At 66.3% G+C, this 24,110-nt stretch carries 20 protein-coding genes; 3 read left to right on the top strand and 17 right to left on the bottom strand.

The window, feature by feature from the left end; all coding sequences use genetic code 11:
- Positions 1 to 6 precede the first annotated feature (6 nt).
- From tssM to tssJ, 4 genes are read right to left on the bottom strand one after another with little or no spacing between them, the layout of a single operon-like run.
- Positions 7 to 3,621 carry a type VI secretion system membrane subunit TssM gene (gene tssM / locus KW845_RS11305; RefSeq protein WP_218369311.1) on the bottom strand — a complete coding sequence of 1,205 codons (3,615 nt, stop codon included), beginning with the start codon at positions 3,619 to 3,621 and terminating at the stop codon, positions 7 to 9.
- Complete coding sequence (locus tag KW845_RS11300) at positions 3,618 to 4,901, bottom strand: DotU family type VI secretion system protein (RefSeq protein ID WP_370628200.1); 1,284 nt, start codon at positions 4,899 to 4,901, stop codon at positions 3,618 to 3,620. Before KW845_RS11300 ends, tssM begins: the two co-directional genes overlap by 4 nt.
- Positions 4,902 to 4,913: 12 nt before the next feature.
- On the bottom strand, positions 4,914 to 6,248 hold the full coding sequence (gene tssK, locus KW845_RS11295) for a type VI secretion system baseplate subunit TssK (protein WP_218369310.1): 1,335 nt from the start codon (positions 6,246 to 6,248) through the stop codon (positions 4,914 to 4,916).
- 58 nt (positions 6,249 to 6,306) lie between these two features.
- Complete coding sequence (tssJ, locus tag KW845_RS11290; protein ID WP_218369309.1) at positions 6,307 to 6,852, bottom strand: type VI secretion system lipoprotein TssJ; 546 nt, start codon at positions 6,850 to 6,852, stop codon at positions 6,307 to 6,309.
- A 230-nt stretch (positions 6,853 to 7,082) separates the two neighbouring features.
- On the opposite strand from tssJ, the gene KW845_RS29465 reads away from it, so the two are divergent.
- Positions 7,083 to 8,306 carry an FHA domain-containing protein gene (locus tag KW845_RS29465; protein WP_255592554.1) on the top strand — a complete coding sequence of 408 codons (1,224 nt, stop codon included), beginning with the start codon at positions 7,083 to 7,085 and terminating at the stop codon, positions 8,304 to 8,306.
- 18 nt (positions 8,307 to 8,324) lie between these two features.
- Here the strand turns inward: KW845_RS29465 and tssH are convergent, their stop codons facing one another.
- From tssH to tssA, 12 genes are all read right to left on the bottom strand, one after another.
- Complete coding sequence (gene tssH, locus KW845_RS11280; protein WP_218369308.1) at positions 8,325 to 11,000, bottom strand: type VI secretion system ATPase TssH; 2,676 nt, start codon at positions 10,998 to 11,000, stop codon at positions 8,325 to 8,327.
- Positions 11,001 to 11,034: 34 nt separating this feature from the next.
- Positions 11,035 to 11,421, bottom strand: a complete 387-nt coding sequence (locus tag KW845_RS11275; RefSeq protein WP_218369307.1) for a DUF2195 family protein — start codon at positions 11,419 to 11,421, stop codon at positions 11,035 to 11,037.
- Positions 11,411 to 11,932, bottom strand: coding sequence for a DUF2778 domain-containing protein (locus KW845_RS11270; protein ID WP_218369306.1), 522 nt, complete (start codon positions 11,930 to 11,932; stop codon positions 11,411 to 11,413). Before KW845_RS11270 ends, KW845_RS11275 begins: the two co-directional genes overlap by 11 nt.
- Positions 11,929 to 13,002, bottom strand: coding sequence for a type VI secretion system baseplate subunit TssG (tssG, locus tag KW845_RS11265; RefSeq protein ID WP_218370003.1), 1,074 nt, complete (start codon positions 13,000 to 13,002; stop codon positions 11,929 to 11,931). Before tssG ends, KW845_RS11270 begins: the two co-directional genes overlap by 4 nt.
- 71 nt (positions 13,003 to 13,073) lie before the next feature.
- Positions 13,074 to 13,733 (bottom strand): DUF3540 domain-containing protein, encoded by a 660-nt coding sequence (locus tag KW845_RS11260; RefSeq protein WP_218369305.1) that lies wholly within the window; start codon positions 13,731 to 13,733, stop codon positions 13,074 to 13,076.
- A 42-nt stretch (positions 13,734 to 13,775) separates the two neighbouring features.
- Entirely contained in the window at positions 13,776 to 15,680 is a 1,905-nt protein-coding gene (tssF, locus tag KW845_RS11255; RefSeq protein ID WP_218369304.1) for a type VI secretion system baseplate subunit TssF, read from the bottom strand.
- Complete coding sequence (gene tssE, locus KW845_RS11250; RefSeq protein WP_218369303.1) at positions 15,680 to 16,240, bottom strand: type VI secretion system baseplate subunit TssE; 561 nt, start codon at positions 16,238 to 16,240, stop codon at positions 15,680 to 15,682. The genes tssF and tssE overlap by 1 nt, the downstream gene beginning before the upstream one ends.
- Positions 16,240 to 17,049, bottom strand: coding sequence for a type VI secretion system accessory protein TagJ (locus KW845_RS11245; RefSeq protein WP_218369302.1), 810 nt, complete (start codon positions 17,047 to 17,049; stop codon positions 16,240 to 16,242). Before KW845_RS11245 ends, tssE begins: the two co-directional genes overlap by 1 nt.
- Positions 17,050 to 17,132: 83 nt before the next feature.
- Positions 17,133 to 17,618 carry a type VI secretion system tube protein Hcp gene (locus tag KW845_RS11240; protein ID WP_218369301.1) on the bottom strand — a complete coding sequence of 162 codons (486 nt, stop codon included), beginning with the start codon at positions 17,616 to 17,618 and terminating at the stop codon, positions 17,133 to 17,135.
- A 52-nt stretch (positions 17,619 to 17,670) separates the two neighbouring features.
- Complete coding sequence (tssC, locus tag KW845_RS11235; protein ID WP_218369300.1) at positions 17,671 to 19,173, bottom strand: type VI secretion system contractile sheath large subunit; 1,503 nt, start codon at positions 19,171 to 19,173, stop codon at positions 17,671 to 17,673.
- Positions 19,174 to 19,191: 18 nt separating this feature from the next.
- On the bottom strand, positions 19,192 to 19,746 hold the full coding sequence (tssB, locus tag KW845_RS11230) for a type VI secretion system contractile sheath small subunit (protein ID WP_218369299.1): 555 nt from the start codon (positions 19,744 to 19,746) through the stop codon (positions 19,192 to 19,194).
- A 44-nt stretch (positions 19,747 to 19,790) separates the two neighbouring features.
- Entirely contained in the window at positions 19,791 to 20,837 is a 1,047-nt protein-coding gene (gene tssA / locus KW845_RS11225) for a type VI secretion system protein TssA (protein ID WP_218369298.1), read from the bottom strand.
- A gap of 342 nt (positions 20,838 to 21,179) precedes the next feature.
- Here tssA and KW845_RS11220 point away from each other — a divergent pair, with 342 nt between their 5' ends.
- Complete coding sequence (locus KW845_RS11220) at positions 21,180 to 22,184, top strand: DUF4105 domain-containing protein (protein ID WP_218369297.1); 1,005 nt, start codon at positions 21,180 to 21,182, stop codon at positions 22,182 to 22,184.
- A gap of 119 nt (positions 22,185 to 22,303) precedes the next feature.
- Positions 22,304 to 22,636 carry a four-helix bundle copper-binding protein gene (locus KW845_RS11215; protein WP_218369296.1) on the top strand — a complete coding sequence of 111 codons (333 nt, stop codon included), beginning with the start codon at positions 22,304 to 22,306 and terminating at the stop codon, positions 22,634 to 22,636.
- A gap of 14 nt (positions 22,637 to 22,650) precedes the next feature.
- On the opposite strand, the gene KW845_RS11210 is transcribed toward KW845_RS11215, so the two are convergent.
- The gene (locus KW845_RS11210) at positions 22,651 to 24,108 is read right to left on the bottom strand and encodes an amidohydrolase family protein (RefSeq protein ID WP_218369295.1); all 1,458 of its coding nucleotides are present in this window, start codon (positions 24,106 to 24,108) and stop codon (positions 22,651 to 22,653) included.
- Positions 24,109 to 24,110 lie beyond the last annotated feature (2 nt).

Genomic DNA, 24,110 nt, shown 5'->3' with positions numbered 1-24,110 from the left:
CCGTCTCTAGCGGCCGGGGCAGGAGAACCCCTGCATCTCGGCAAGATGGAAAGGACTCTTCACACTACTGGCGGTGATCTCCAGCACGACCTTGCGGCCGTTGATGTCGAAGGTCGCGATGGTGATTTCGGGCGATGCCCCGCGCCGCAACTGCGCCTTGTCCAGCAAACGGTTCAGTGCCCACGGCCCCGATGCGGACATTCCGGCCGGACCGGTCTGGGGCGTCAATTCGATGCGCGCCTGGTTGCTGCCGCGCGGCCCCGGCCACTGCACGTTGGTGGCCACCTGCGGGCCGTGCGCATAGCGCACGGTCTGGCCGTCCACGTCCATCAGGAACTGGGTGATCTGCGCATCCATCTCGAGCGGGCGGATCGCCACGCGGTACGACGGCAGGGGGCTGCCCGCGGTGAAATACACGTCGCGGATCACGCCGGCGCGCTGGAACGAATCCAGGTAGGCGGCCTTGTCGCCCTGCTGCCCGTCGATGCCGGGCTTGAAGCGCCAGCGCGTTCCCGACACATCGATCTGGGTGGCCAAGTGCTTCTGGAAAAAATCATCCATCATGCCGTTGGGCCCGAACAGCCGCGCCATGTCGTTGGGCGCCACATCGCGCGACGAGCCGTTGGCGAACGGATAACGGCCCGCGATCGACTGCCGGCAGAACACCCCGATCGTGGCCGTCACGGTGTCGCCCATGCGTTCGCGGGTGGCCTCGGAGATCTCGCCCGACGCCTTGACCGACAGGGTGTTGAGCAGGTCGCGCAGCGGCTCGGGCAACCGGCCCGCCTCGGCGCGCAGCTTGGTGACCACGTCCGACCCCGGCGCGGGGCTGGCGCTGCGCAGCGCCGCATCGGCAGCGGTCAGGTATGTATAAAGCTCGTTGATCAGCCCGGTGGTGGCGGAAATGGCGGGCGGGCTGCCCTGGCCTTCGCTTTGGGCCAGCCGGCGATACGGCTCGAAATGCAGGTCGACGATACGTTCCAGCTTGTCGTCCGAGGCATCGGCGCGTACCGCGGAACTGGGCCCCGTGGGGCCGAACATCTGCTCCAGCGCTTCGCGCGTGCTGCTGACCCGGTTGCGCGCCTGGTCCATCAGCGACTGTCCGTCACCGGTATCGCGCAGCAGCGATGTCTCGCGCGCCACGCCCTGCACCAGCTTCACCAGCGGCGATTCGGGCGCCGACAGCGTGCGCGCCATCTGGATGTTCTGCAACAGCGAGGTCGTGGGCGCCAGTTGCAGGTCGTTCAGGTAGCCGTCCCATTGCTCGACATAGTCGTTCATGTACAAGCGCTTGATGTCCACGATCAACTGCTGCTGCGCGCGCTGGTCCAGGATGCCGGGCGCCTCGATGTTGAGCACCCATGCGTCGTCCTGGCGCAGCAGGTCGGCCACGCGCGTGACGCGCTGGTTGAATATTTTCCAGTAGCCGTCATAGCTGTACAGCGACGGGATGCCCTGGGTAAGGGGTTTGCCGCTCTTGCGCACGAACACGGCGCTGGCCTGCGGCCCGCCCAGCGTAATGGCAGTCTGTTCGGGCCCCTGCTCGCTGCTATTGGCCAGCATGCGGCGCAGCCGGCTGTAGGCGCGCTGCGCCAGGGTATAGCGCGCCAGCCGCTCGCGCGCCTCGTTGACCAGCTCGTCGTCGCGCGGGAAAGGCGAAGACAGCACGCGGCCCTGCACCAGGTTGCGCAAATGCAGCGACATCAGCTCGTACTGGCGGCGCGTGTAGCCCTCGGGCAAGGTTTTTTGCATATCCGACAGCAGCCAGGCGTGCATGAACTCGGCATCGTAGTGGTCGGCCTCGTAAAGCATCAGGTAGGCCCGCAGCGCCTCGTACGAGAACTCCAGGTCGCCCGGAGCCGCCGAGCGCAGCGCGGTTTCGACCCGGCGGGCGATCTGCGGCAGCAGCACTTGCTCCAGCGTGTCCCGGTAGACACCTTGCGAGGCCGCCTGCATCTTCTGGCCCTGGTACAGGCCGAACTGGTAGCTCAGGGGTGGCGCATCCAGTTCGAAGTTGGCGTGCCGCGGCAAATACCACAGGCTGTCCAGGAACGGCATCAGCCCAAGCACGTCGCCTGCCCGGGTGATCTTGATCTCGCGGCCCAGTTTCTCTACCGTGGGCACGCGGCGCGAGACTTCGGCCACGTAGGTCTTGTTGTTGCGGTAGCTCATCACCCAGCCCACCAGCAACGCCACCAGCAGCGCCGCGATCAGGCCATAGCCGGCCCAGTGCAGGCGGCGATAGCGGCGTTCCCAGCGCAGGTTGCGCCCGGCCAGTCCCGCTTCGCGGAAGATCACATCTTGCAGCAGGCCCTTCAGGAAGTAGCTGCGCCCGTCGCCCTCGCCCGGCACGCTGGCCGCCGGCGCCGGCCCGCCGTCGATGCGCAGGTAGCGCTTCAAGTGGCCCGTGACCTGGTCGAAGGTCTCGCCGCCTTGCGTGCCGCTGGTGAAGTACACCCCGCGCGGCACCAGCCGCGCCTCGTATTTCGAGGTGGCGAACACATCGCTCAGGAAGTGTCCCAGCACAGCCTGCAGGCCGGCGAACTGCTGCGGCAGCATGTAGGCCAGCGCGCGACGCGACGCATCGGTCTCGGCCGCCAGCACCTCGGGCAGCGCATCGTCCAGGCGGCGCTGCAGCAGCCGGTACTCGGCATGGAATGCCTCGTACAGATCGAAATCGGCTTCCTGGGTGCGCGTATAGGGCAGCGTAAAACCCCATACCTGCGACAGGTCTTCGCGATTGAACGACGCGAAGTATTCTTCAAAGCCCGATAGCAGGTCGGCCTTGGTGACCAGCACGTACACGGGGAACTGGATGCCCAGTTGCTCGCGCAGTTCCTGCAGCCGTCGCCGCAGCACCGCCGCGTGCTGCACGCGCTCGGCATCGGAGGCGGCCAGCAGGTCCTCGACACTGACCGTCAGCATCGCGCCGTTGATGGGCTGGCGCCCGCGGTATTTCGACAGCAACCGCAGGAAACCCTTCCATTCTTCCTCGTCGCCGGTGGCGTCGCTTTCATGGGTGGTGTAGCGGCCCGCGGTATCGAGCAGCACCGCATCGTCGGTGAACCACCAGTCGCAATTGCGCGTACCGCCCACGCCGCGCAGCGCCACCTTGCCGAAGCGGTCCGCCAGCGGGAAATTCAGGCCGGAATTCACCAGGGCCGTGGTCTTGCCGGCCCCGGGCGCACCGATAATGACGTACCACGGCAACTGGTACAGGTACTGCTTCGAGAAACGGTCCAGCGACAGGCGCCGCTTGCCGCCTTCAAAGCGTGTCTTGCGCAGCAGCTCGACCGCTTCGTTGAAGCGCTCTTCCAGTTGGCGGATCTCGGGATTGCCGGGTTCCGGCTCGACCTTCTTCTTGGCCGCGGGCTTGCGCAACTGGCCAAGCAATTGCGCATTCAGGCGCCCTTCGCGCCATTTTCGCCACAGGATGCGCAGCAGCCACAAGCCGAACAACACGGCAATCACGATGATGCGCGTCGTCTCGCTTTCCAGCGGCCGCGTCGTGCCGATGGCCAACAGCGGGCCGGCAATCCAGATCAGCAGCGCCAGCGCCACCAGGCCCAGGAAATTCCACAGGCCCCGGCTGAACAGGAAACCAAATACGTTATGGATCATTGCCGCGCACCCTCGACCGTCTCTTCCCGAGGCACCGGCGGCACCATCAGCGTGATTTCGACGCGGCGGTTACGCGAGCGCCCCGCCGCCGTATCGTTCGGCGCCACCGGATCGGCATCGCCACGCCCTTCCGCGCGCACTCGCTGCGGATTGTCCAGGCGCCCTTCCAGCAGTTCCTTGACTGCGTCGGCGCGCGCCTGCGACAAGTGCCAGTTCGATGGATAGCGGGCCCCGCGCATGGGAATGTTGTCGCTGTAGCCGCGCACCAGGATGTTGCCCTCGGTCTCGCGCAGGGCATCGGCCACGCGCGAGAGCACCGGCAGGTACTGTTCGCGCACCCCGGCCGAACCGGACTCGAACAGCCCATCGCCGCGCAGCACCACTACGCTGCGGTCGACCTCGTCGCGCACCGTGACCAGGTCGTCGCGGATCTCGGGCGCCAGGAAGACCGCCAGGCGCGGCGCGGGGGCGGGCCTGCGGGTGGGCGTGATCTGCACCGTGGGCGGCCTCAAGCCGCTGATTGCGGTGAACACCGCATCCGATTGCCGGCTCAGGCTCCAGGCCAGGGCCCAATAGATGGCCAGCGCCAGCACCGCGACCAGTGCGCCGAACACCCACAGCGGTATCGGCAGGCGCCGCAGCTGGGCCTGGGCCGGCACATCCTGCCAATGCGGCGACAAGGCGCGCGGATAATCGCCGCGCGCGCTGCGCAAGATGCGCAGCAGGCGCTGCCGCAGGGTCTCGAGCTGCGAACGGCCGTTGTCGGCCACCCGGTAGCGGCCCTCGAAACCCAGCACCAGGCAGTAGTACAGCAGTTCCAGCAGGTCCAGGTGCTGGCTGGGATTCTGCGACAGCTTGGCCAGCAACTGGAAGAATTTCTCGCCACCCCAGGTTTCGTTGTGGAATGTCACCAGCAGGCTGTGCGCCGACCAGACGCCATTGCCCCCCCAGGGCGTCAGCGCGGCCGCTTCATCCAGTGCCGTGCACAGGCAATAGCGCGCGCCCAGGATGGTTTCGTTGGGAATGCCCGCCTGCTGCGCGCGCAGCTCGAACTGGCGGATCTCGTCGAGCAAGTGCTCGCGCAGCATGGCCGGCGACGGATGCGAGGTCGTGGCGCGGATCTGCGGAATCAGGTCGAGCAGCGGATTGGCCGCCGCCACCAACGGATTCGAGCCGCTGATCACATATTCGTTGGGCCGCAGCCGGCTTGACGCCGAGGCGGCCCCTTCGGGAATGCCTCCGCCCAGCGGGCCGGGCATGGCGGTATCGGAAGCGTGCATGATGTCTCCGCCCTAGTCGCGCAAGGCCCAGAATTCCATGGACAGCCCAGGAAATTCGCCAGCCAGGTGCAACGCCAGCGCGCCAGTGCGCTCTAGCTGTTTCCAGAAATCGCCATCCTTGTCCAACTCGAAATACACGTGGCCGGCGCTGTAGGGAATCTGGCGCGGCGCCACGGCCAGCGCGCGCACGGTCACCCCGGGAAGCTGCAAGTGCACCAGGTCGCGGATGCGTTCGACCGGGCCGATCTTGACCTGCGCCGGAAAGCGCGAGCGCACCGTGTCCGAGGGCATGTCGGCGTGCACCGCCAATACGAAGCCGGCGGTGCGCAGCAGTTCCAGGTCGGGGATCTGCGCCACGCGCACTCCCTGGCCGCGGTCTTGCAGCGGAATCTGCAGCGCATGCTGTTCCAGCACCGCCGACAGCGACCGCCGCAGCTCGTTCATCAAGGTGCCGAAAGTGGTTTGCAGATCGTCGTGCTCATACTCGGGCAGCACTTCGGGGCGACGCGATGCCGCCGTGTACGTCGACAGGTCGCATGCCAGCATCAGCCAGTCGTGGAACAGGCGTTCGGGATGCAGCCATTCGGCCTGGCGCGCATGCCACAGCGCGCCGATGTAGCGATTCACCGTTTCCAGCAGCATGAAGTCCGACACTTCGGACACGCCGCCGCGGCCCGGTTGCGACAGGCGCATGGCCAGGGCCTCGCTGCGCGCATTCAGCAGGCCGTGCAGCTCTTGCACGAAGCCCAGCAGCAGCGGATGCGCGCCGGAGGCCAGCCACGGCGCAATATAGCGTTCGTCGAGCACGATACGGTTGTCGGCGCGGCGCTCGATCACCCTCACGACGCCCAGGCCCAGCCATTCGTCGCCCAGGTCGGTCTCGAGCATCAGCCGCAACCGCAGCCGGCCCAATTGCAGCAAGGCGGGCTCCAGGCCCATCGAGCCGGAATCCTCGACCTCGGCTTCTTGCACCAGGTAGCGGGCCAGCGAATCGGCTTCGTCTTCGTACTGCACGTCGGTGGCGCCCTGCCGGATGCGCGGCAGCGCCAGCATGACCCGCACGTCCTGCGCCTGTTCGGGCACCTCGAGTGCCGCGGGCGCGTCATCGGGATGCGAGAACTCGAACGGCGTGCCGTCGGGCAGCACGCCACTGGCCTGGGTCAGCACCAGCTTGCCTACCGCCAACGCATCGCGATCCAGGGCCAGGTGACTGAAGCCCCAGAAAAAGCCCTGCAGCGAGGCGGCGCGCTGCTGCAACGTTCCTTCCAGATAGCGCTCGAACTGCTGGAAATGCTGGGGACGCAGGAACATCCCCTCTGACCATACGACTTTGCTCTTCTCTGCCATGGCTATGCTTGCAATGAGTTTGCGGACAGGCACTGGCGGCCGGCGTGCCGGCCCGTGCCTAGAAAGGCCACCAGGAACGTTCCCGGTCGGTGACGGCCAGCCCATTGTCTTTCACCGACACCTTGATCGTCTCTTCGTTGGGCGAGAACTGCCATACCTTATAAATGTTGGTGTTCTGAGCTTCGGGTAGCGGCACGACCAGCCGCCAATGGCTTTTCTCGAGATCGCGGTAGGCTGCCACGACGCCTACCACGCGCGCTTCGGCACTGCCTTCGTACTGCAGGATCTTGGTCTCGCCCGGACGCAGGATGGCCTGGTCGGTGTTGAGCAGTTCCTTGCCCAGCGCAGCCTGCGGGTCGGATTGCAGCGAGAAGAAATCGCTCGACTCGAAGGTGCTGGAAGAACTGAGTTCGTAAATGGTGACCTGGACAGGTGACGGGCGTCCGTGCACGTCGGGATTCACCTTCGGATCAACGGTCAGCTCGATGGCGTAGGGAACGGGCACGCGCCGGGCGGTGGAAGAACAGCCCACCAGCAGAACCAGGGCGGCAAGGCTTGCGCAAAGCCCTCTGAAGATTAAAGTAGCGCTCTTGCGGAACACCATAATTCGCGGAATGCCCCCTGGGATTATGGAGAAAGCGTGTATGACAAGGGAAAAATAAGGACCTGTCGTGTAAATACAGGAATAGTTACTACTGTTACGGAACCGGCGAGAAATTCTCGCGCTTGGATATATTTTCCTAACGCACCGAAATCATTTCGCTCGACAACCGTGGCTATCATCGGGACGTTCGCATCCGCATCCATGCGCCTGCAGCATCGGAGATTTCCAGCATGAGACTCACCGTTCTGCCACACCGCGACAACCCGGGTTTGCCCCCCTTGTCGGCGGTATTCCAGGCTCCCGGCGGCACGCTGGGCCGCTCGGCCGACAATCACCTGGCGTTGCCCGACAGTGAACGCGGCATCTGCCGCGTGCAGGCCGCGCTGCGTATCAGCGATGGCGCCTGCTACCTGGTCAACCTGAGCAGCATGAGCCACGTCAGCATCAATGGCCGCACCATCACGCGCGACCAGGAAGTTCCCCTGGCGCCGGGCGACGAACTGGCCATCGGGCCGTACACGCTGAAAGCCGAAGACCCCGCGGCGCCGCAACAAAGCGCGGCCGCCGCTGGTGTCGCCGGCGTTGCCGGTGCGGCCGCGCTGCAGGCCGGGCCGGCCGAGCCCGACCCGCTGCTCGACGGCCCGCTGCTCGAGGGCGTAGACCTCACGCCTCCCGACACGCAAACAATCCATCAGGCTTCCTCCTCTTCGGTTCCGGCTGCGCCGGTGCCAAGCACCGGCGCCCTGGCCGCGCCCGCTTCCGCGGCGACGGCGCCTGGCGCAAACGAGCCGCCGGCCGCCAGCCCGGCGGAACTACCCCCGGTGGACATCCCCGCCACGCACCTGCCGGCGGCTGACCTGCCACCCGTGGCCCTGCAGCCCGAAGCGCAGCAAGCACCGCAAGCGCCAGACGCCCCACCGCCATCCCACCCCTTCCAGCCCGCCCAAGCCTCGCCGGACTTGCCATTCGACGACCTGGACCCGCCGCTGGCCGCCGAGCCGCAATCTGCACAAGCCGAACAGGTCGATGTGTTCAGCGACCTGTTCGGCCCGGGCACCCTGCCGGTGGGCAGCGTGCCCGATGTGTCGGCGCACCCGTTCGACCTGGAATCTGCACAGGGCCGCAACCCTGAAGACCCGCTGCGCCACCTGCCGCCCGGCGATGCCAATCTGCGCGGCCCGGCGCGCGATCCGCTGGACATGCTGGGCAGCCCCGACACCGACGATGCCCACAGTGTCTTCTCGGACCAGACACCTTCGACACTGCCCTCGCACGACCCGCTGGCTCCGCACCGTTCCGATCCGGTCACCGACACGCTCAATCCGCGCGAACGCGAAGAAGACGCCCGCGCCGCGCGGGACCACCTGCGCGAGTACGGCGGCTATCTGCGGCCCGCACGCGTCAAGCCCCAGGCAACGTCCGACAACGATTCCGGCAAGCCGCCGCGCAAATAACGCGGCGGCCAGCCGGCCCTATTCATACCGATAGCGGAAGTCGCCCTCAGCGGCTTCCAGCGTCACGGCGCGCACCGCGCGCCCGTCCATCGATGCCGTCAACAGTTCGCGGCTGACCTGCGGCAGCACGGTGTTGGTCAGGATGGCATCGACCATGCGGCCGCCCGATTCGACTTCGGTGCAGCGCGCCACCACCAATGCGGTGGCCTCGGGGCTGACTGTCAGCGCAATACCGTGGTTGTCCTGCAGCCGCTGGCGGACCCGCTCGAACTGCAGGTCCACGATGCGCGCCAGCATCTCGTCGGACAGGGGCAGGTACGGCACCGCCACCAGGCGGCCCAGCAAGGCGGCGGGGAATGCCTTCAGCAACGGCTCGCGCAATGCCGCCGCCAGGCCGTCGGCGTCGGGCATCAAGGCGGGATCGCGGCACAGGCTGGCGATCAGGTCGGTGCCCACATTCGAAGTCAGGATGATGATGGTGTTGCGAAAATCGATGTAGCGGCCCTCGCCATCTTCCATCGAGCCCTTGTCGAACACCTGGAAGAAAATCTCGTGCACGTCGGCATGGGCCTTCTCGACTTCGTCGAGCAGCACCACGCTGTACGGGCGGCGCCGCACGGCTTCAGTCAGCACGCCGCCCTCGCCATACCCCACGTAGCCCGGCGGCGCCCCCTTCAGGGTAGACACCGTGTGCGACTCCTGGAACTCGCTCATGTTGATCGAGATCAGGTTCTGTTCGCCGCCATACAAGGCCTCGGCCAGCGCCAGCGCGGTCTCGGTCTTGCCCACGCCGCTGGGGCCGCACAACAGGAACACGCCCACCGGCTTGTTGGGGTCGGTCAGGCGCGCGCGCGAAGTCTGGATGCGCCGCGCAACGGCCTCCAGGCCGTGCCGCTGGCCGATGACACGCTGCTCCAGCGTGTCGGCCAGGCGCAGCACGGACTGCGCTTCGTCGCGCACCATGCGGCCCACCGGGATGCCGGTCCAGTCTGCCACCACAGATGCCACCGCGGCCGCATCCACGGCCGGGTAGATCAGCGCCGATTCTCCCTGGCGGCGCGCCAGCTCGTCTTGCGCCTGCGCCAGGTCGGCACGCAGCCGGGCCGGGTCCTGCGCGGCATCCGGTCCTGGCGCCGGCACCGGAGCCGGCGCTTCGCCGGCATCGGCCGGCGGCGCGTCATCCTGGTCCAGCGCGCGACGCAGTTCGAATACCCGCGCGGCCAGCGCGCGCTCGGACTCCCAGCGCTCGGCCAGGTCGGCTTCCTGCGCACGTGCCTGGGTCAACCCCTGGGCCACCTGCGCCACCCGATCTTCGGCACCCGCGCCCAGGCGCGCTTCACGTACCGCGATGCGTTGCTCGATCTCCAGCGCCTCGATGCGCCGCCGGGCATCTTCCAGCGCCGCCGGCACGGCGTGCTGGCTGACCGCCACGCGCGCGCAAGCCGTATCCAGCAAGGCAACGGCCTTGTCGGGCAACTGGCGGGCGGGGATGTAGCGATGCGACAGCGACACTGCCGCCTCGATCGCCTCGTCCAGCAGCAGCACCTGGTGATGCGCCTCGAGGGTGGCGGCCAGGCCGCGCAACATGCCCAGGGCGCGCGGCTCGGCCGGCTCGTGGATCTGCACCACCTGGAAGCGCCGCGTCAGCGCGGGGTCTTTCTCGATGTACTTCTTGTATTCAGACCAGGTTGTCGCCCCTATGGTACGCAACTGCCCGCGCGCCAGCGCGGGCTTGAGCAGATTGGCCGCATCGCCCGTGCCGGCCGCGCCGCCGGCGCCGACCAGGGTATGGATCTCGTCGATGAACAGCACGATAGGGCTGGGGCTGGCCTGTACTTCGTCGATGACGCCGCGCAGGCGCTGCTCGAACTCGCCCTTCACCCCGGCGCCCGCCTGCAGCAGGCCGATGTCCAGCAAATACAGCGATACGTCGCGCAGCGGCGGCGGCACGTCGCCGCTGGCCAGGCGCAGCGCCAGGCCCTCGACCACCGCGGTCTTGCCCACCCCCGCCTCGCCCGCCAACAGCGGATTGTTCTGGCGCCGTCGCATCAGGATATCGACGATCTGGCGAATCTCTTCATCGCGGCCCGACACCGGGTCGATCTCGCCGGCCCGGGCGCGCCCGGTCAGGTCGACCGCGTACTTGGCCAGCGCCGAACCGCCCTCGGCGGACGGGCCGCCGCCCGGCTCGGTATCGACCGGCTGCGCCGTAGCGTCTTCGGGCGAGCCCTGCACGATGTCCCCGAGTTGTTCCAGCAGCACATCGGGCACGATGCGCGAAAACTGGTCGGACATGCCCAGCAGCACGTTGCGCAAGGCGTAGGTCTTTACCAGCCCCGCCATCAAGTGCCCGCCGCGGATCCGCCCGGCGCCATAGCGCAGCGAGCCCAGCACCCAGGCGCGCTCGACCGCATGGTCGATGTGCTCGGACAGGTCGGACACTGAACCGGCGCCGCGCGGCAATTGGTCCAGCGCACCGGTCAGGTCCGCCTGCAGCATGCCCATGTCCAGGTCGAAGCGCCGTGCGATGCGGTGCAGGTCGCTGTCTTGCGTATGGACGATCTGGTGGATCCAGTGCACCAGTTCCACATACGGGTTGCCGCGCAGCTTGCAGAAAGACGTGGCGCCTTCCAGCGCCTGGTACAGCAGCGGATCGAGTTTGCCGAAAAGATCGAGGCGGCCGATATCGGACATATTGTTATTGCGCTCAGCGTCAGGGAATAGGGAATCAATCGGGCGCGGCGCAGCCCAGCGACAGCACTACGTCGCGGTCGCCCACCAACTTTTCGTCGCTGGCCAGCGTCAGGGTGTGCGAGCCCGACTGCTTCACGCGCAAGGCACCGCTTTGCAGGAAGCTGCGGTGCCCGCCCTCGAGCTCGACCCGCGACGTATACGTGGCAATGGCCGATTTGCAGCCGCAACTGCCGATGGATTGCTTGACCTGCAGCCCGGCCTGCAGCAGCACTTGCCCATCGGTGGTGGCGCGCATGCCCGGCTGTACGTCCACGCAGGCGGCCAGCGCGTTCTCGAGCTTGATCGACCCGGACGCATGCGCCGCCGCGCCGCACAGCGCGGCCGCCAGCACCGCCGCCAGGCGCGGGAATTTATTCGACAAGCGTGCCTCCGTTGGTGGCGCGGCCGCCCGCATACTCGACCTTGATGACCATCGTCGCACGGCGGCCGCCGCGCGCATAGGTGCGCAGCAGCGGAAAGATGCGGCCTTCCACCTCGATGCAGCCGTGGCTGAACCCCTTGGTGGAATCGTGCAGGTAGAACCCGCCGCGAATTGGCGCGCAACGGTTGCGCGTGGCGGCGTCGGCGGGCTCGAGACGGGCACGGTTGCTGCCCCAGTTGACCCAGAACGCTTCGCAGTCGCCGGCGGCCGCGCCGCGCGGAATGGATTGGATGCCCCAGGCGGGCTTCAGGTTGCAGGCGTCGCGCCCGTCATCCTGCGCCGTGCCCTGGTCGGCCAGGTAGACCCTGTAGTAGCCGGGCGGCACCGGACCGCTGTCGGGCGTGCAGAATTCGCCTGGCACCTGGAACCCGGGCAAGCCGCTGGTGGCGCGGAAACTGCCGTGGCCGGGCCAGCTCAGCGACTGGCCGTCGTAGATCATGTCATGCGTCACGGGTGCATCTCCTGGGGTTGCATAGGGCGTGCCGCGCGGCGCGCGGCGCGGTCGCGGCTTTCGTAATCCAGCAGCAGGTCGCGGGCGTCGCCTTGCGCCTGGCGGCGCTTGCCCAGCCAGGACGACAGGCCCAGCGGCTGCTTGCCGCCCAGCTTCACGCCGCGCACGTCCTGGCGCTTGAGCACGGGCCGTACGTCCCACGCCAGCTCGACGCCGATATAGTCGCGCACCCAGTGCGTCAACTGCCGGGCGCGCTGGCCGCCGGGCAGGAAGCTGGCATAGTCGGCGCGACCGAGCGGACCGAGCTCGATGCGGAACTTGTGCTGCGCGTCGCGCACCGCCATGCCCAGGATGGTGTCCTGTCCCAGGCCCTGTGTGCCGCCCAGCCCCAGCCGCTGCGACGGCTCCAGGCGTATCCACTGCGGCACGAATTCGGCGATGCGCACGGGTATCGAGAAAAACGTCTGCAAGATCTGCTTCAGGCCCTCGGGATTGCGTGTCTGCCGGAGCAGGTGACCAGCCATGAAGTACTTGGCATGGTCCATCACCGTATCGCGCCGCCACATCGACGGCACGCCCATGTGCAGCAGGCTGGCCACGTAACGGGTAAAACGCTGCTCTTTGCGGTCCAGGCTGACCGTGCTCTGCGCATCGGCCCAGGCGCGGTAGAACAGCAGGATAAGACGGTGATGGAAGACGTCGGCGAACCCGGACAGGGTCTGGTCGCCATAATGGTGCATGCGCTCGCGGGCGTATTCGGTCAGGTGCAGGGGCAGCGGGCCATTCGGCCCGAACAGCCCGAAGCTGTAGATGGACAGTTCCGGCGGCCGCCCCGCGCGCGCGGGGCGCACCGAAGACAGCGTCGACGGCGCGAAGGCCATCGATGGCTCCTGGCGCACGCGCACGGGTTCGTTGCGCGCTACCGTGTCGCGCCCCAGCGGCAGGCGCGCGCCGGCGCGCGCGTCGATCCAGCGCAGCGTATTGAACAGGTCGTAGGCGTAGGGTTCCCGTTCCAGGGCACGCCAGAAGTCCGGCGGCAAGCCGGGCACCCCGGCGCCGGGCGCCGGCATGGCGGCATCCTGCCGCGCCTGCCCGGTGTCGGGCGCGGCCTGTGCCGGCTCGGTCGCTAGGCTGGCCACCCCTACCCCATGTGAATTTGCTTGGCGTCCACCTTCACCAGGTTTTCGCCGGTGACCATGGTATACGAAGCATGCAGCCGGGCGCTCTTGTCGGCACGGTAATCCAGCGAACCGGCGCGCACATGCTCGACTTCCTCGGCGGCACGGAAAGTCACGCGCGACAGGAACGACAACCGGTCCATCACGGCCTCGTACACCTTGCCCACCAGGCGCGTCGTGCCGATCGTGGCCGTTACCTCGGCTCCCAGGTATTTCATCTGCTCTGCCACGCAATGCACGTCTTTGGCCTGCAGCTTCAACGACGCCGTATCGATGCTGACCGCATCCTGGCCGGCCAGCCGTACGGCCTGCGCGCCCTCCAGCGACACACTGCCGGCGCGCGAACGCAGCACCATGTCGCCGGTGGTCTCGAGTTGCGCGCTGCTCGGGTCAGCCTGCTCGACCACGGCAATCAAGTAGACCCGCCTGGGGTCGGGGCCGCTGATCAATACCTGGTCACCGGTTTGCGGTGCCAACAGGCAGCTGGCGGCCTGGCGGGCCTGCCAGCTGCGGCCGTCGCAATCGACGACGAAGCTGCCGTCCGCCTCGCGGTGCGTGACAATGCCGATCAGGTGAATGGGATCGTAGGCGGGATACTGGCGGTTGGCCGCTGCGGTTTTCATGGAAAATTCCTTTCGATCTCTCGGCCCTGGGGCCTGTTTAGACTAAACGGCAGGCCGTGCCCCCATGCGGGGCTTCCAGCGGGCGATCTCGCCACGCTGCAATGTGGACAGCATCAATTCCGACATCATGTTGATGGATACGTGGCGCGAAAAAAACTGCTCGAGCACCGCGCCGAACAGATACGGGCTGATACCCGAGAACGCCGCCTCGTCCACTTGCAGGCCGATGCGCACGCCGCGCCCGTAGACAATGGGCCCCGGCACCGGCAGGCGGTGATGCATGGGTTCGGCAACCACGTGGCGCACGCCCGAAATATGCTTGCGCACGACGGGGTCGGCCAGGTTGCCGTACACATGCAGCATTTCGCGCAGCGTCTGCGCGCCCTGCTCGGCATCCAGGTCGACCAGGCTCAGGTAGTTCAGCCCCAGGTGGCTGATCAGGTGCCAGGTGGCCGCGTTCTCGGCCAGCGCCGTATGCGGCCGCGTGGGGCCGTGCAGCACCTTCACCGAGCCCACCGGCGCCGACACGCGCAGCGTCAGGTCGGTTTCGGTACCCAGCGGCAGCAGCATGGCCAGGTCGCGATTGGTGCACAGCGTTTCCAGGGTCAGGTGGCGCAACTGGCCCGAGAACGGCGCTTCATGGCGATCCACCAGCGACACAAAGGCTTCGCTGCCGGTATAGCCGGTGCGGGTGCCGTTGCGTTGGGCCTGGTCCGACAGCAGCCGGGGCTCGCGGCGCAGCGAATAGTACGCGCCGTAGTCATCGGGGTCGCTGCCCAGCGTGCCATAGAACGGCCGGAACTCCTGCTCGGGCCGTTCGGCCGAGGCATGGCCCAGCACGCGCGTCACCCCGAACACTTCGTAGTCCAGCGGCCGGGTGCGGTCCACCACCAAATGATATTCATTGGTGCGCGGCGTCACCGCGATGCGGTCGGCGCGCTTCGGGAACAGGTTGATCACCGGCGCGCAATGCAGCGCCAGGTGCTCGGCCGCGATGGCACCTTCCAGTTCGGGGGCCGCCACCGAAAAAAGCAGCGTCAAGTCGAATGACCGCGTTTCGCGGCGCGCGCCGCCCGGCAGCGGCGGCGTGCGCAGCCCGCGTTTGAGGTCGTTCAGGCTGAAGAACAGGTAGCGGCGCGGAAACGCAAAGTACTCCTGCAACAGGCGATAGCCCTGGAACACGCGCGTGTCGGCCGGCAGGAGCGCCTGATCGTCATCGAAGCCTTCGTGATGCACACTGGCCGGCGACAGCTTGTTGATCCAGCTCACCGGCCGCGCACTGTCATGGCCAAGCACGGCCACGGTGTGGCCCATGATGATTTCCAGCAGCCGCTGCATCTGCAGGTCCTGGCCCGCCAGATGGAACACGAGCTGGTCCAGGTCCATGTCTTCCAGGCGCACGCCGCCGCATACTTCGATGCGCATCCGCAATGCACTGAGCACGCGGCCGTTGCGTCCGCCGAAGCCCAGGCGGGTCAGCGGCAAGTCGGGCGGGGTGCCGGTGAACTCGGCTTCGGTAACACGCAGGGGCCACAATCGCACCGCATGCCCGGTCATGAACTCGCAAGGCGTCTGCTCGCCACGCGGCACTCTGCCGCGCAGCAAGGTGCCGCGCGGCAAGTCGAAGCCGCGCGCCAGCGTGCCTTCGTTCATGCTGGGCGAAAACTGCACCACCGCCATCGCCGGCGTCGGCGCCAGATAATTGGGGTACACCACTTCCAGCAGCCGCTGCGAGAAGCGCGGGAACTCGGCATCCATCTTCAAGTGGATGCGCGCGGTCAGGAAACTGAACCCCTCGAGCAGGCGCTCGACATAAGGGTCGGCCACCTCGGTGCCATGCATGCCCAGGCGGCCGGCCACCTTGGGGTACATCTGGGCGAACTCGGCGCCCATCTCGCGCATGTAGACCAGCTCGCGGTTGTAGTAATCGAGCAGGCGCGCATCCATCAGGTGGCCCCTCCCAGGTCGCGCAGATCCATATGCCCGCTTTCCAGATCGATGTCGGTACGGAACAGGAATTCCATGGGATGCGGCACGCACCACAGCATGCCCTTGATCTCCAGGCTGAGCACATTGTGATGCTCCAGCGTACCGGTGTCGGTCACGCAGCGCACTTCCACGGACGAATCCAGGATGCGCGGCTCGAACGACGCGATGGCATTGCGGATCGAATCTTCGACATCGACCCAGTCGATTTCCGACATGCGCTTGCCCGCCATTGCCCGCACTCCGAAATTCAAGGTCGAATCGGGCACGCAGCGGTATGGCGACAGGTCGTCAGTAGTCTGCAGGTTGACGGTATTGAGCAGCCAGCGCAGGTCGCGCAGCACGGCCATGCGCAGTTCGGCATGCGTCAGCATGGCGGACTCGCGCACTTCCTGGCGCTTGGACGGATCGCTGTCCATCAGGCGATCCAGCAGCGACGGCTGCAGGCGGTCCCGGGCCACGCGCTCGCTGCGCGGCAGTTGTTCCCAGGGGCGCAGGCTGGCCGTGTCGGATTGCGCCATCAAGCCAGCTCCAGCGTGCGCACATCCAGCAGCGCGTACTCGCCCTGGTCGGTGATCCACATTTTCTGGCCGACGCCCGCGTACGTATCCCCATGCAGCGGCTGCCAGTCGGTCATGCGGCCCAGCTTGGCCCCGTCGGCCAGATCGGCCAGCGCCGTGCCCACCGGCGCGGGATAGCGGGCCGGCACCAGTCCGTGCTGGGTGGCCCCGTCTTGCAGCGTGATCTCGGCCTGGGCCCACACCACATCGCACAGGCCCTCGGGGACCAGCAGGCGCACGGCGCGCAGGGCGCTGAACGGCAGCCAGCCGTAACGGCCGCCCGACAAGAACTCGAACACCGGCCCCAGCCGGCTATCGCCGTCGCTGATCCATTCGAATGCCGCGGGTGCCGCATCGGCCTCCAGCCGGCCGCCCCGTACCTGGGCGGCATCATAGGCGCGCGCGCGCAGTTCGGCTGCCTGCGCCGGGTCGGCGGCATCCAGGTGCAGCGCCTGCACCATATCGGCGAACCAATCGGGGGGCGCGCCGAAGTAGGCCGGCTCGCCCTGCCCGGCCAGCACGCTTTCGCGCTGGCGCTCGGCGGCGATGGCGTGTTCGTACACAACCGCCATGGGTTGCGCCTGAGAATTCAATTGGGCGCAGAGCTTCAACTGCTCTGCCGCCCGGGACCAGTCTCCTTGCACCACCATCAGCTGGAACAACTGCGCGCGCAAGTCGGCATCGGCCGGCTGGCGGCGTATCTGCGCCTGCACCGTATCCAGGTGCTGGGACAAGCTGCTTTCGCGCAGCGCAACTGCGGGTTTGGTCATGGCAAGGCACCGCGGAAAGAGACGGAAAGCCGGCGTGTGGCCCAAGGGCCACGCGCCGTCCGGAGAGAAGGCCGGCTACAGCCTCAGCCCACTTCCTTGTTTTGCTTGATATCCCAGGCGACCAGGCTTTCCGCGCCCTTGCCGCCCTGCTCCGTTTGCTCCCAGTACTGTTGCTTGACCTTGGCGGCCTGGAATGCGAAGTTCACCACCACGGATTCCGCGTTCAGCTCGCCCGACAGTTGCACCGACGACACCAGCACATCTTCCAGCGTGATCTTCGAATACTCGACCTGCTGGCCACCGGCCTTGCACACCGACAACTCGATCTTGCTCAAGTGCTTGCCGCTGGCGCAGTGCTTCATGACAGCCGGGGCTGCCTTGTCGATGCGCGCAACGACGTGCAGGTCGTTGAAGCTGGCTTTGCCGGCGCCCAGGCCACCACCGCTGGCCATGTTGCCGGGCTGGGTGGCGCCCCACGAAAACGAAATGATGTCCGTCCAGTTCTTGTGGTTGGCATCCTTCGACTCGCCATTGGCTCCGTCGATCTTCATGAACATGTCAACAGCCACTTCTCTCTCCTAAGTTGCAGTCACGGCACGACGTGCCCTGGAAAAATGCCCATCAACCGTCATTTTTCTTGAGCGACGGAAGCTTGGACACGAGGCGCAGCGACACCGTCAACCCTTCGAGTTGATAGTGCGGCCGCAAGAAAAATTTTGCAGAGTAATAGCCGGGGTTGTCTTCGATTTCCTGCACTTGAACCTCGGCGGCGGCCAGCGGTTTGCGGGCCTTGGTTTCCTGCGATGAATTGACGGGATCGCCGTCCACGTAGTTCATGATCCAGTCGTTCAGCCAGCGCTCCATGTCGTCGCGCTCGCGGAACGAGCCGATCTTGTCGCGCACGATGCACTTCAGGTAGTGCGCGAAGCGGCAGCAGGCGAACAGGTACGGCAGGCGCGCCGACAGCTTGGCGTTGGCCGACGCATCGGCGTCGTAGTATTCGTGCGGCTTCTGCAGCGACTGCGCGCCGATGAACGCCGCAAAGTCAGAATTCTTGCGGTGCACCAGCGGCATGAAGCCGTTCTTGGCCAATTCGGCCTCGCGCCGGTCGCTGATGGCGATTTCGGTGGGGCACTTCATGTCCACGCCGCCGTCGTCGGTGGGGAACGTGTGGCACGGCAGGTTTTCCACTGCGCCGCCGGACTCCACGCCGCGAATCGACGTGCACCAGCCATACAGCTTGAACGAACGGTTGACGTTGGACGCCATCGCATAGGCCGAGTTGGCCCAGGCATAGCGGTCGTGGTTGGCGCCGTCGGTGTCTTCCTCGAAGTCGAACTCGTCGACCGGATTGGTGCGCGCCCCATAGGGCAGGCGCGCCAGGAAACGCGGCATGGCCAGGCCGATATAGCGCGAATCTTCAGATTCGCGCAGGCTGCGCCAGGCGGCATATTCGGTGTTGGTGAAGATCTTGGTCAGGTCGCGCGGATTGGCCAGTTCCTGCCAGGAATCCATCTGCATCACGTTGGGCGATGCCCCGGCGATGAACGGGCAGTGCGCGGCAGCCGATATGCGCGCGATCTCGCTCAGCAGCTCCACGTCTGGGGGACTGTGGTCGAAGTGATAGTCGCCCACCAGGCAGCCTATGGGTTCGCCGCCGAACTGGCCGTACTCTTCTTCGTACACGCGCTTGAAAATGGGGCTTTGGTCCCAGCCCACGCCCTTGTGGCGCTTGAGCGTGCGGCCCAATTCCTTCTTCGAGATGCACATCACCCGGATCTTCAGCAGCTCGTCGGTTTCCGTATTGGTCACCAGGTAGTGCAGGCCGCGCCAGGCGCCTTCCAGTTGCTGGAAGTCGGCATGGTGCAGCACCAGGTTGATCTGGTCCGACAGCTTGCGGTCGATCTCGGCGATGATCGCCTGGATGGTCCGGTAGGCGTCGGCCGACACGGACACGCCGCTGTTTTCCAGGGCCTGGTGCGCCAGCGTGCGCACGGCGTGCTCTACCGCTTCGCGCGCCTGTTCGGTCTTGGGCTTGAATTCTTTCTTCAGCAGGGCCGACAGGCCATCTGCTTCCAGTGTTTCGGCAGTGCGGGCATCCGCGCGTTTAGCCACAGCAGTCATCGCGATCTCCGTTATGGTTTATTTCGCGGCCGGATCGGCTTCGGGCTCGTCCGCCTTGGGCGCCACCGCGTCCGGGTTGGGCGCGGCCGCCAGCGCGTTCATCAGCGCGGGGTTCTTCAGCACTTTGCCTATCAGTTCCTCGGCCCCGGTCTTGCCATCCATATAAGTGAGCAGGTTGGCCAGTTGCGTACGGGCATCGAGCAATTCGTTCAGCGCGCCGACCTTGCGCGCCACCGTGGCGGGCGAAAAGTCGTCGATGCTCTCGAAGGTGATGTCGACGTTCAGGTTGCCGTCGCCGGTCAGCGTGTTGGGCACCTGGAAGGCGGCGCGCGGCTGTACCGACTTCATGCGCTCATCGAAGTTGTCGATGTCGATGTCCAGGAACTTGCGCTCGGCCACGTCGGGCTGGGGCTCTACCGACTTGCCCGCCAGGTCGGCCAGCACGCCCATCACGAAGGGCAGTTGGATCTTGCGCTCCGCACCGTAGATTTCGACGTCGTATTCGATCTGCACGCGCGGCGCTCGGTTGCGTGCGATGAACTTTTGTCCGCTGCCCTTCAGTGTCGTTACCATGTGTGCTCTCCCTGTCCTGAAATCGGTGCGAATATCCGGGTGCCTCAAGCGCCAGGTCCGCCGTCGGCGTCCCTGGGCAGCCACGCCTCGAACTGCTCGAGGCCCTGCGGCGCCAGATTCTTCATAATGTCGTGGAAACTCAGCGCAATCAGTTGCTGCGCCCGGCGGATCAGATACGGTGCCGGATGGCTGGGCTCGTGCACTTCAAAATACGCGCACACTTTGGCCAGCATGGCGGCGGCTTCTTCGCGCGACTGGATTTGCGCGTCTTGCCAGCGCATCACCGGGGCGGCTGCAGCGGCCGGCGCCGAGGCCGCCGTGGCCGAGGCCGGCGCTGCGTCCCCGACATTTTCTTCGGCCGGCGCAACGGTGCCACTATCACCCAGGGCCTGCATCACCATGTCCAGTGTGCGCAGGATGCCCGCGTAATCCGGCACCCATTCCTGGCCCAGCTTGTCGGCCACCTGGCCCTGGACGCGGCGCAGGGCTTGCATGGCAGCGACCAAGCCGGCCAGATCGCCATCCTGTTGCAGCGATGCCTGGCGCAAATGCTCGACCAGGCGCGCGCGCCCGCCGGGATAGAAATCAGGATCGGAACGGCTGCCGTCCAGCACCGATTCAGCATCGCGCAGTGAAAGTTGCCCATGCACGCCGTTGACCAGCCGGCTCGAACGGGCGCTGCGCGCGCAGCCGCTCATATCGCCCAGCGAGGCCAGTGCATTGATGCGCGGCATGGGATCGTTGTCGCCCACGCTATCCAGGCGCGGGTGCACGGCATCCCAATAGCGGTCCAGGGTGTCGGCCACCAAGGTCAGCCCATCGGCGTAGCCCGGCAAACCGCGCACTTCGGTCCATGCCTGGGTCAAGTAACCCATGATGCGCACATCGCGCGTGCGCTCGAGCAAGCCGCGGGCGAGTTTCTCGACTTCGCGCCAATCGGGAGGCTGAGCCGGAATAATCGTCGAGCCGAACTGCTGTTCGCTGCGTTCGACTGCCGCCTGCTGCAATTGCAGGAACTCGGCGTCATATTCCAGGTCTTCTCCACATGGCAGACGAGGATCTAGAGCGGTCAGGATATCGGCAAATTCCATGGTGATCGGGTCATATCCGGGATTACCCGGAGCCTAAAACAGCCTATCTTCGCGTAACTGCCGCAGAAACTCGAATTCTAGGCAGAGCCGGTATTGATTCCGGTGACACCTAACAGCTACTGTTTTTTCTTACGTTTCATTAACAAATACGAAAAAATTTGCACATCTCGTCTACTAGTAAATTGATGATTTGAAACAAATCAGCCCGCCGCGTACGGCCCTTCCCTGCCTCGCGCCGGGCTGTTCCAGGTTAAGCCAGCCGCTCTTATATATAAGTAAGTAGACCGGACCGTTACCCTGTTGCTAGCATGCGCCTACCTTATTTCGCACCAGGGAGCGCATGTGCTTGGTCAGGTGGGCTTTGTTTTCATTACTGCCGCAGCTACCGCCTGGGGTGCGCTGGCCTTGTGGGTGCAACGGCCGGCAGGCGTCCCCTATACCTATGCGCTGATCGCCATTTGGGTACTGGTCGCGCTGGCCGCCAGCGTCCTGGTGTGCATGGGCCGATGGGCTGGCGCGGCCCTGTTCCTGGCACCGGCCGCCCTGCTGGCCGCCTGGTGGCTGACAATGCACCCCGCGCAAGACCGCGCTTGGGAACCCAGCGTGGCCCGCTTGGCGCAAGGCCAGGTCGACGGCGACGCCGTCACCGTGGAAAACGTGCGCAACTTCCAGTGGCGCGGCGCGCAAGATTACGACGTGCGCTGGGAAACGCGGCACTACAACCTGTCGGCCATTCGTTCCGTGGATATGGCACTGTCGTACTGGTCGCACACCGCCATCGCCCACACGCTGGTGTCGTTCGGCTTCGCCGACGGCGACCACCTGGTGTTCTCAGTGGAAATCCGCCGCAAGCAGAACGACAGGTTCTCGGAAATCGGCGGCTTTTTCCGCCAATACGAATTGAGCATCGTGGCCGCCGACGAGCGCGACATCCTGCAGGTGCGCACCAACGTCCGCCACGAAGACGGCTACTTGTACCGGGTGCAGATGGCGCCCGGCGACATGCGCGCCCTGTTCGTCGAATACCTCAGCCAGGCCAACCAACTGGCAAAACAGCCGCGTTTCTACAACACCCTGACCGCCAATTGCACCACGCTGGTATACCGCATGGTCAACCGCATCGTGACCGGGCTACCACTGGACTATCGCCTGCTGGCATCGGGCTACCTGCCCGAATACCTGTACGAACTGGGCGCATTTCGCGGCGCCGGCAGCCTGCAGGAATACCGGCAGCGCGGACGCTATACCGACCGGGCACGTGACGAGGCATCGGGCATGGCTTTCTCGCAGCGGATCCGCCTGGGCGTGCCCGGCATCGACCCCGACACGCCAGCGCCGGGGCGCTGACACCCTGGGGGAAACCAGCACCCGGCCCCTTCTCGCGAAGGCATGCCGCTTGCTGCGCTGCCGGTACCCGCTGTGCCTGCCGGCACGGCATCACACGGATATCCCAGGAGCACCCGGCCATGCATCCCCGTTCCCCTCAGCTACAGATCTGCATCGATGAATGCCTGAATTGCTACCAGGCCTGCCTGGGCATGGCCATGAGCCATTGCCTGGAAGAAGGCGGCCCGCACGTCGATCCGGCCCACTTCCGCCTGATGATGGCCTGTTCCGAAAGCTGCCGTGCCGCCGCGCACTTCATGCTGATCGGCGTGCCGCACCACCAGCACATCTGTGCCGATTGCGCATCGATATGCCGCCAATGCGCCGACAGTTGCGATGCGCTGGACGGCATGGACGACTGCGCCGCCATGTGCCGGCGCTGCGCCGATGCTTGCGAACGGATAGCAGGGTAAGCACCGGTCCAGCCCTAGGCTGCCGCCTGGCGCCGCAATACCCGCCCGGGGCGCAAGCCGCTGGCCTTGCCGTCGCGCCATACGACGGCGCCATTGACCAGCACCGTATCGATGCCGATCGACGGCGCGATAGGCTTGTCGAACGTGGCGGCCTCGTCCACCGTCTGGGCATTGAAAATCGCCAGGTCGGCAAAGGCGCCTTCGCGCACCACGCCCCGGTCGGCCAGCCCGAATCGCGCGGCCGTCAGGCCGCTCATCTTGTGCACCGCCTTTTCCAGCGGGAACAGGCCCAGGCCGCGGCCATAGTGGCCCAGCACGCGCGGGAAGGTACCCCACAGGCGCGGATGCGGCTGCTCGTCGTGCGGCAGGCCGTCGGACCCGATCATGGTGTCGTCGAACTGCAAGATGCGCTGCACATCGGCGTCGTCCATGCGGAAGTAAATCGCGCCGGCCGGCAGCAAGCGCGCCACCGCGTCTTCCAGCGAGCATCCCATGTCGCGCACGACATCGTCCAGGTCGCGGCCCGCGTACTGCGGCAGGCTCCTGGACCAGGTCACGATCGTGCGCGACGAGCCGGCCGCATGCTTGTAGGTCAGGATGGTAGATGAGGCCGAATACGGATAGCAGTCCAGGCAGACGGGCTGCTGCGCCATTGCCTCGCGAATGCGCTGCAGAGTCTGCACCGACCGGCCATGGTTGTTCACGCCGGCCAGCTTGTGGTGCGAGATCACCACCGGCACGCCCAGCTCGCGGCCGATGCGAAAGGTCTCTTCCAGCGACGCCATGATCTCGTCGCCTTCGTCGCGCATATGCGTGCAGTACAGGCCGCCATGGCTGGCCAGCGGGCGGCAGACGTCGATGATCTCCTCGGTGGGTGCGGCCATGGCCGGCGCATAGGCCAGGCCGGTCGAGACGCCAATGGCGCCCGAGTCCATGGCCTCATCCACGTGGCCGCGCATGGCGGCGATCTCGCCGGCCGTGGCCGGACGCGACAGGTCGTCCATGGTGATCACGCGCAGGGTCGAATGGCCCACCAGCATGGCGCAGTTGGTGGCGGCCGGCTGGGCCTGCAGGGCCTGGATGTAGTCGCCGAAGCGCGCATAGCGGTACCACTTGCCAGTGCTGTCCAGCAGATCCAGCGGCGGCGTGATGGTGGCTGGCGCGGGCTGCGGCATGGGAGCCAGCGAGATGCCGCAATTGCCGCCGATGACGGTGGTGACGCCCTGGCTGACCTTGGGCAGCATGTCGCCGGCCGACAGCATGACGCGGTCGTCGTGCGTATGGGCATCGATGAAGCCGGGCGCGGCCACCAGCCCGCGCGCATCGATCTCCTGGCGGCCGCGGGCACCGCCCAGGTCGCCCACGCGCGCGATGCGGTCGCCGTTGATGCCAATATCGCCGTCAAAGCGTGCCGCGCCCGTGCCGTCGACGATTTCGGCATGGCGGATCAGTACATCATAAGTGGGTTGCATGT

It is taken from the genome of Bordetella sp. BOR01, from assembly GCF_019218885.1.
GTDB lineage: Bacteria > Pseudomonadota > Gammaproteobacteria > Burkholderiales > Burkholderiaceae_B > Bordetella_A.
This window is presented reverse-complemented; position numbering and strand designations above follow the sequence as displayed.

Coding starts and splice junctions, on each gene's coding strand:
- KW845_RS11215 (WP_218369296.1), top strand. CDS start 22,304: ATGCATCCCCGTTCCCCTCAGCTACAGATCTGCATCGATGAATGCCTG.
- tssH (WP_218369308.1), bottom strand. CDS start 11,000: ATGTCCGATATCGGCCGCCTCGATCTTTTCGGCAAACTCGATCCGCTG.
- KW845_RS11260 (WP_218369305.1), bottom strand. CDS start 13,733: ATGAAAACCGCAGCGGCCAACCGCCAGTATCCCGCCTACGATCCCATT.
- tssA (WP_218369298.1), bottom strand. CDS start 20,837: ATGGAATTTGCCGATATCCTGACCGCTCTAGATCCTCGTCTGCCATGT.
- tssK (WP_218369310.1), bottom strand. CDS start 6,248: ATGGCAGAGAAGAGCAAAGTCGTATGGTCAGAGGGGATGTTCCTGCGT.
- KW845_RS11300 (WP_370628200.1), bottom strand. CDS start 4,901: ATGCACGCTTCCGATACCGCCATGCCCGGCCCGCTGGGCGGAGGCATT.
- KW845_RS11245 (WP_218369302.1), bottom strand. CDS start 17,049: ATGACCAAACCCGCAGTTGCGCTGCGCGAAAGCAGCTTGTCCCAGCAC.
- KW845_RS11210 (WP_218369295.1), bottom strand. CDS start 24,108: ATGCAACCCACTTATGATGTACTGATCCGCCATGCCGAAATCGTCGAC.
- tssF (WP_218369304.1), bottom strand. CDS start 15,680: ATGGATGCGCGCCTGCTCGATTACTACAACCGCGAGCTGGTCTACATG.
- KW845_RS29465 (WP_255592554.1), top strand. CDS start 7,083: ATGAGACTCACCGTTCTGCCACACCGCGACAACCCGGGTTTGCCCCCC.
- tssB (WP_218369299.1), bottom strand. CDS start 19,746: ATGGTAACGACACTGAAGGGCAGCGGACAAAAGTTCATCGCACGCAAC.
- tssM (WP_218369311.1), bottom strand. CDS start 3,621: ATGATCCATAACGTATTTGGTTTCCTGTTCAGCCGGGGCCTGTGGAAT.
- tssJ (WP_218369309.1), bottom strand. CDS start 6,852: ATGGTGTTCCGCAAGAGCGCTACTTTAATCTTCAGAGGGCTTTGCGCA.
- tssG (WP_218370003.1), bottom strand. CDS start 13,002: ATGCCGGCGCCCGGCGCCGGGGTGCCCGGCTTGCCGCCGGACTTCTGG.
- tssC (WP_218369300.1), bottom strand. CDS start 19,173: ATGACTGCTGTGGCTAAACGCGCGGATGCCCGCACTGCCGAAACACTG.
- tssE (WP_218369303.1), bottom strand. CDS start 16,240: ATGGCGCAATCCGACACGGCCAGCCTGCGCCCCTGGGAACAACTGCCG.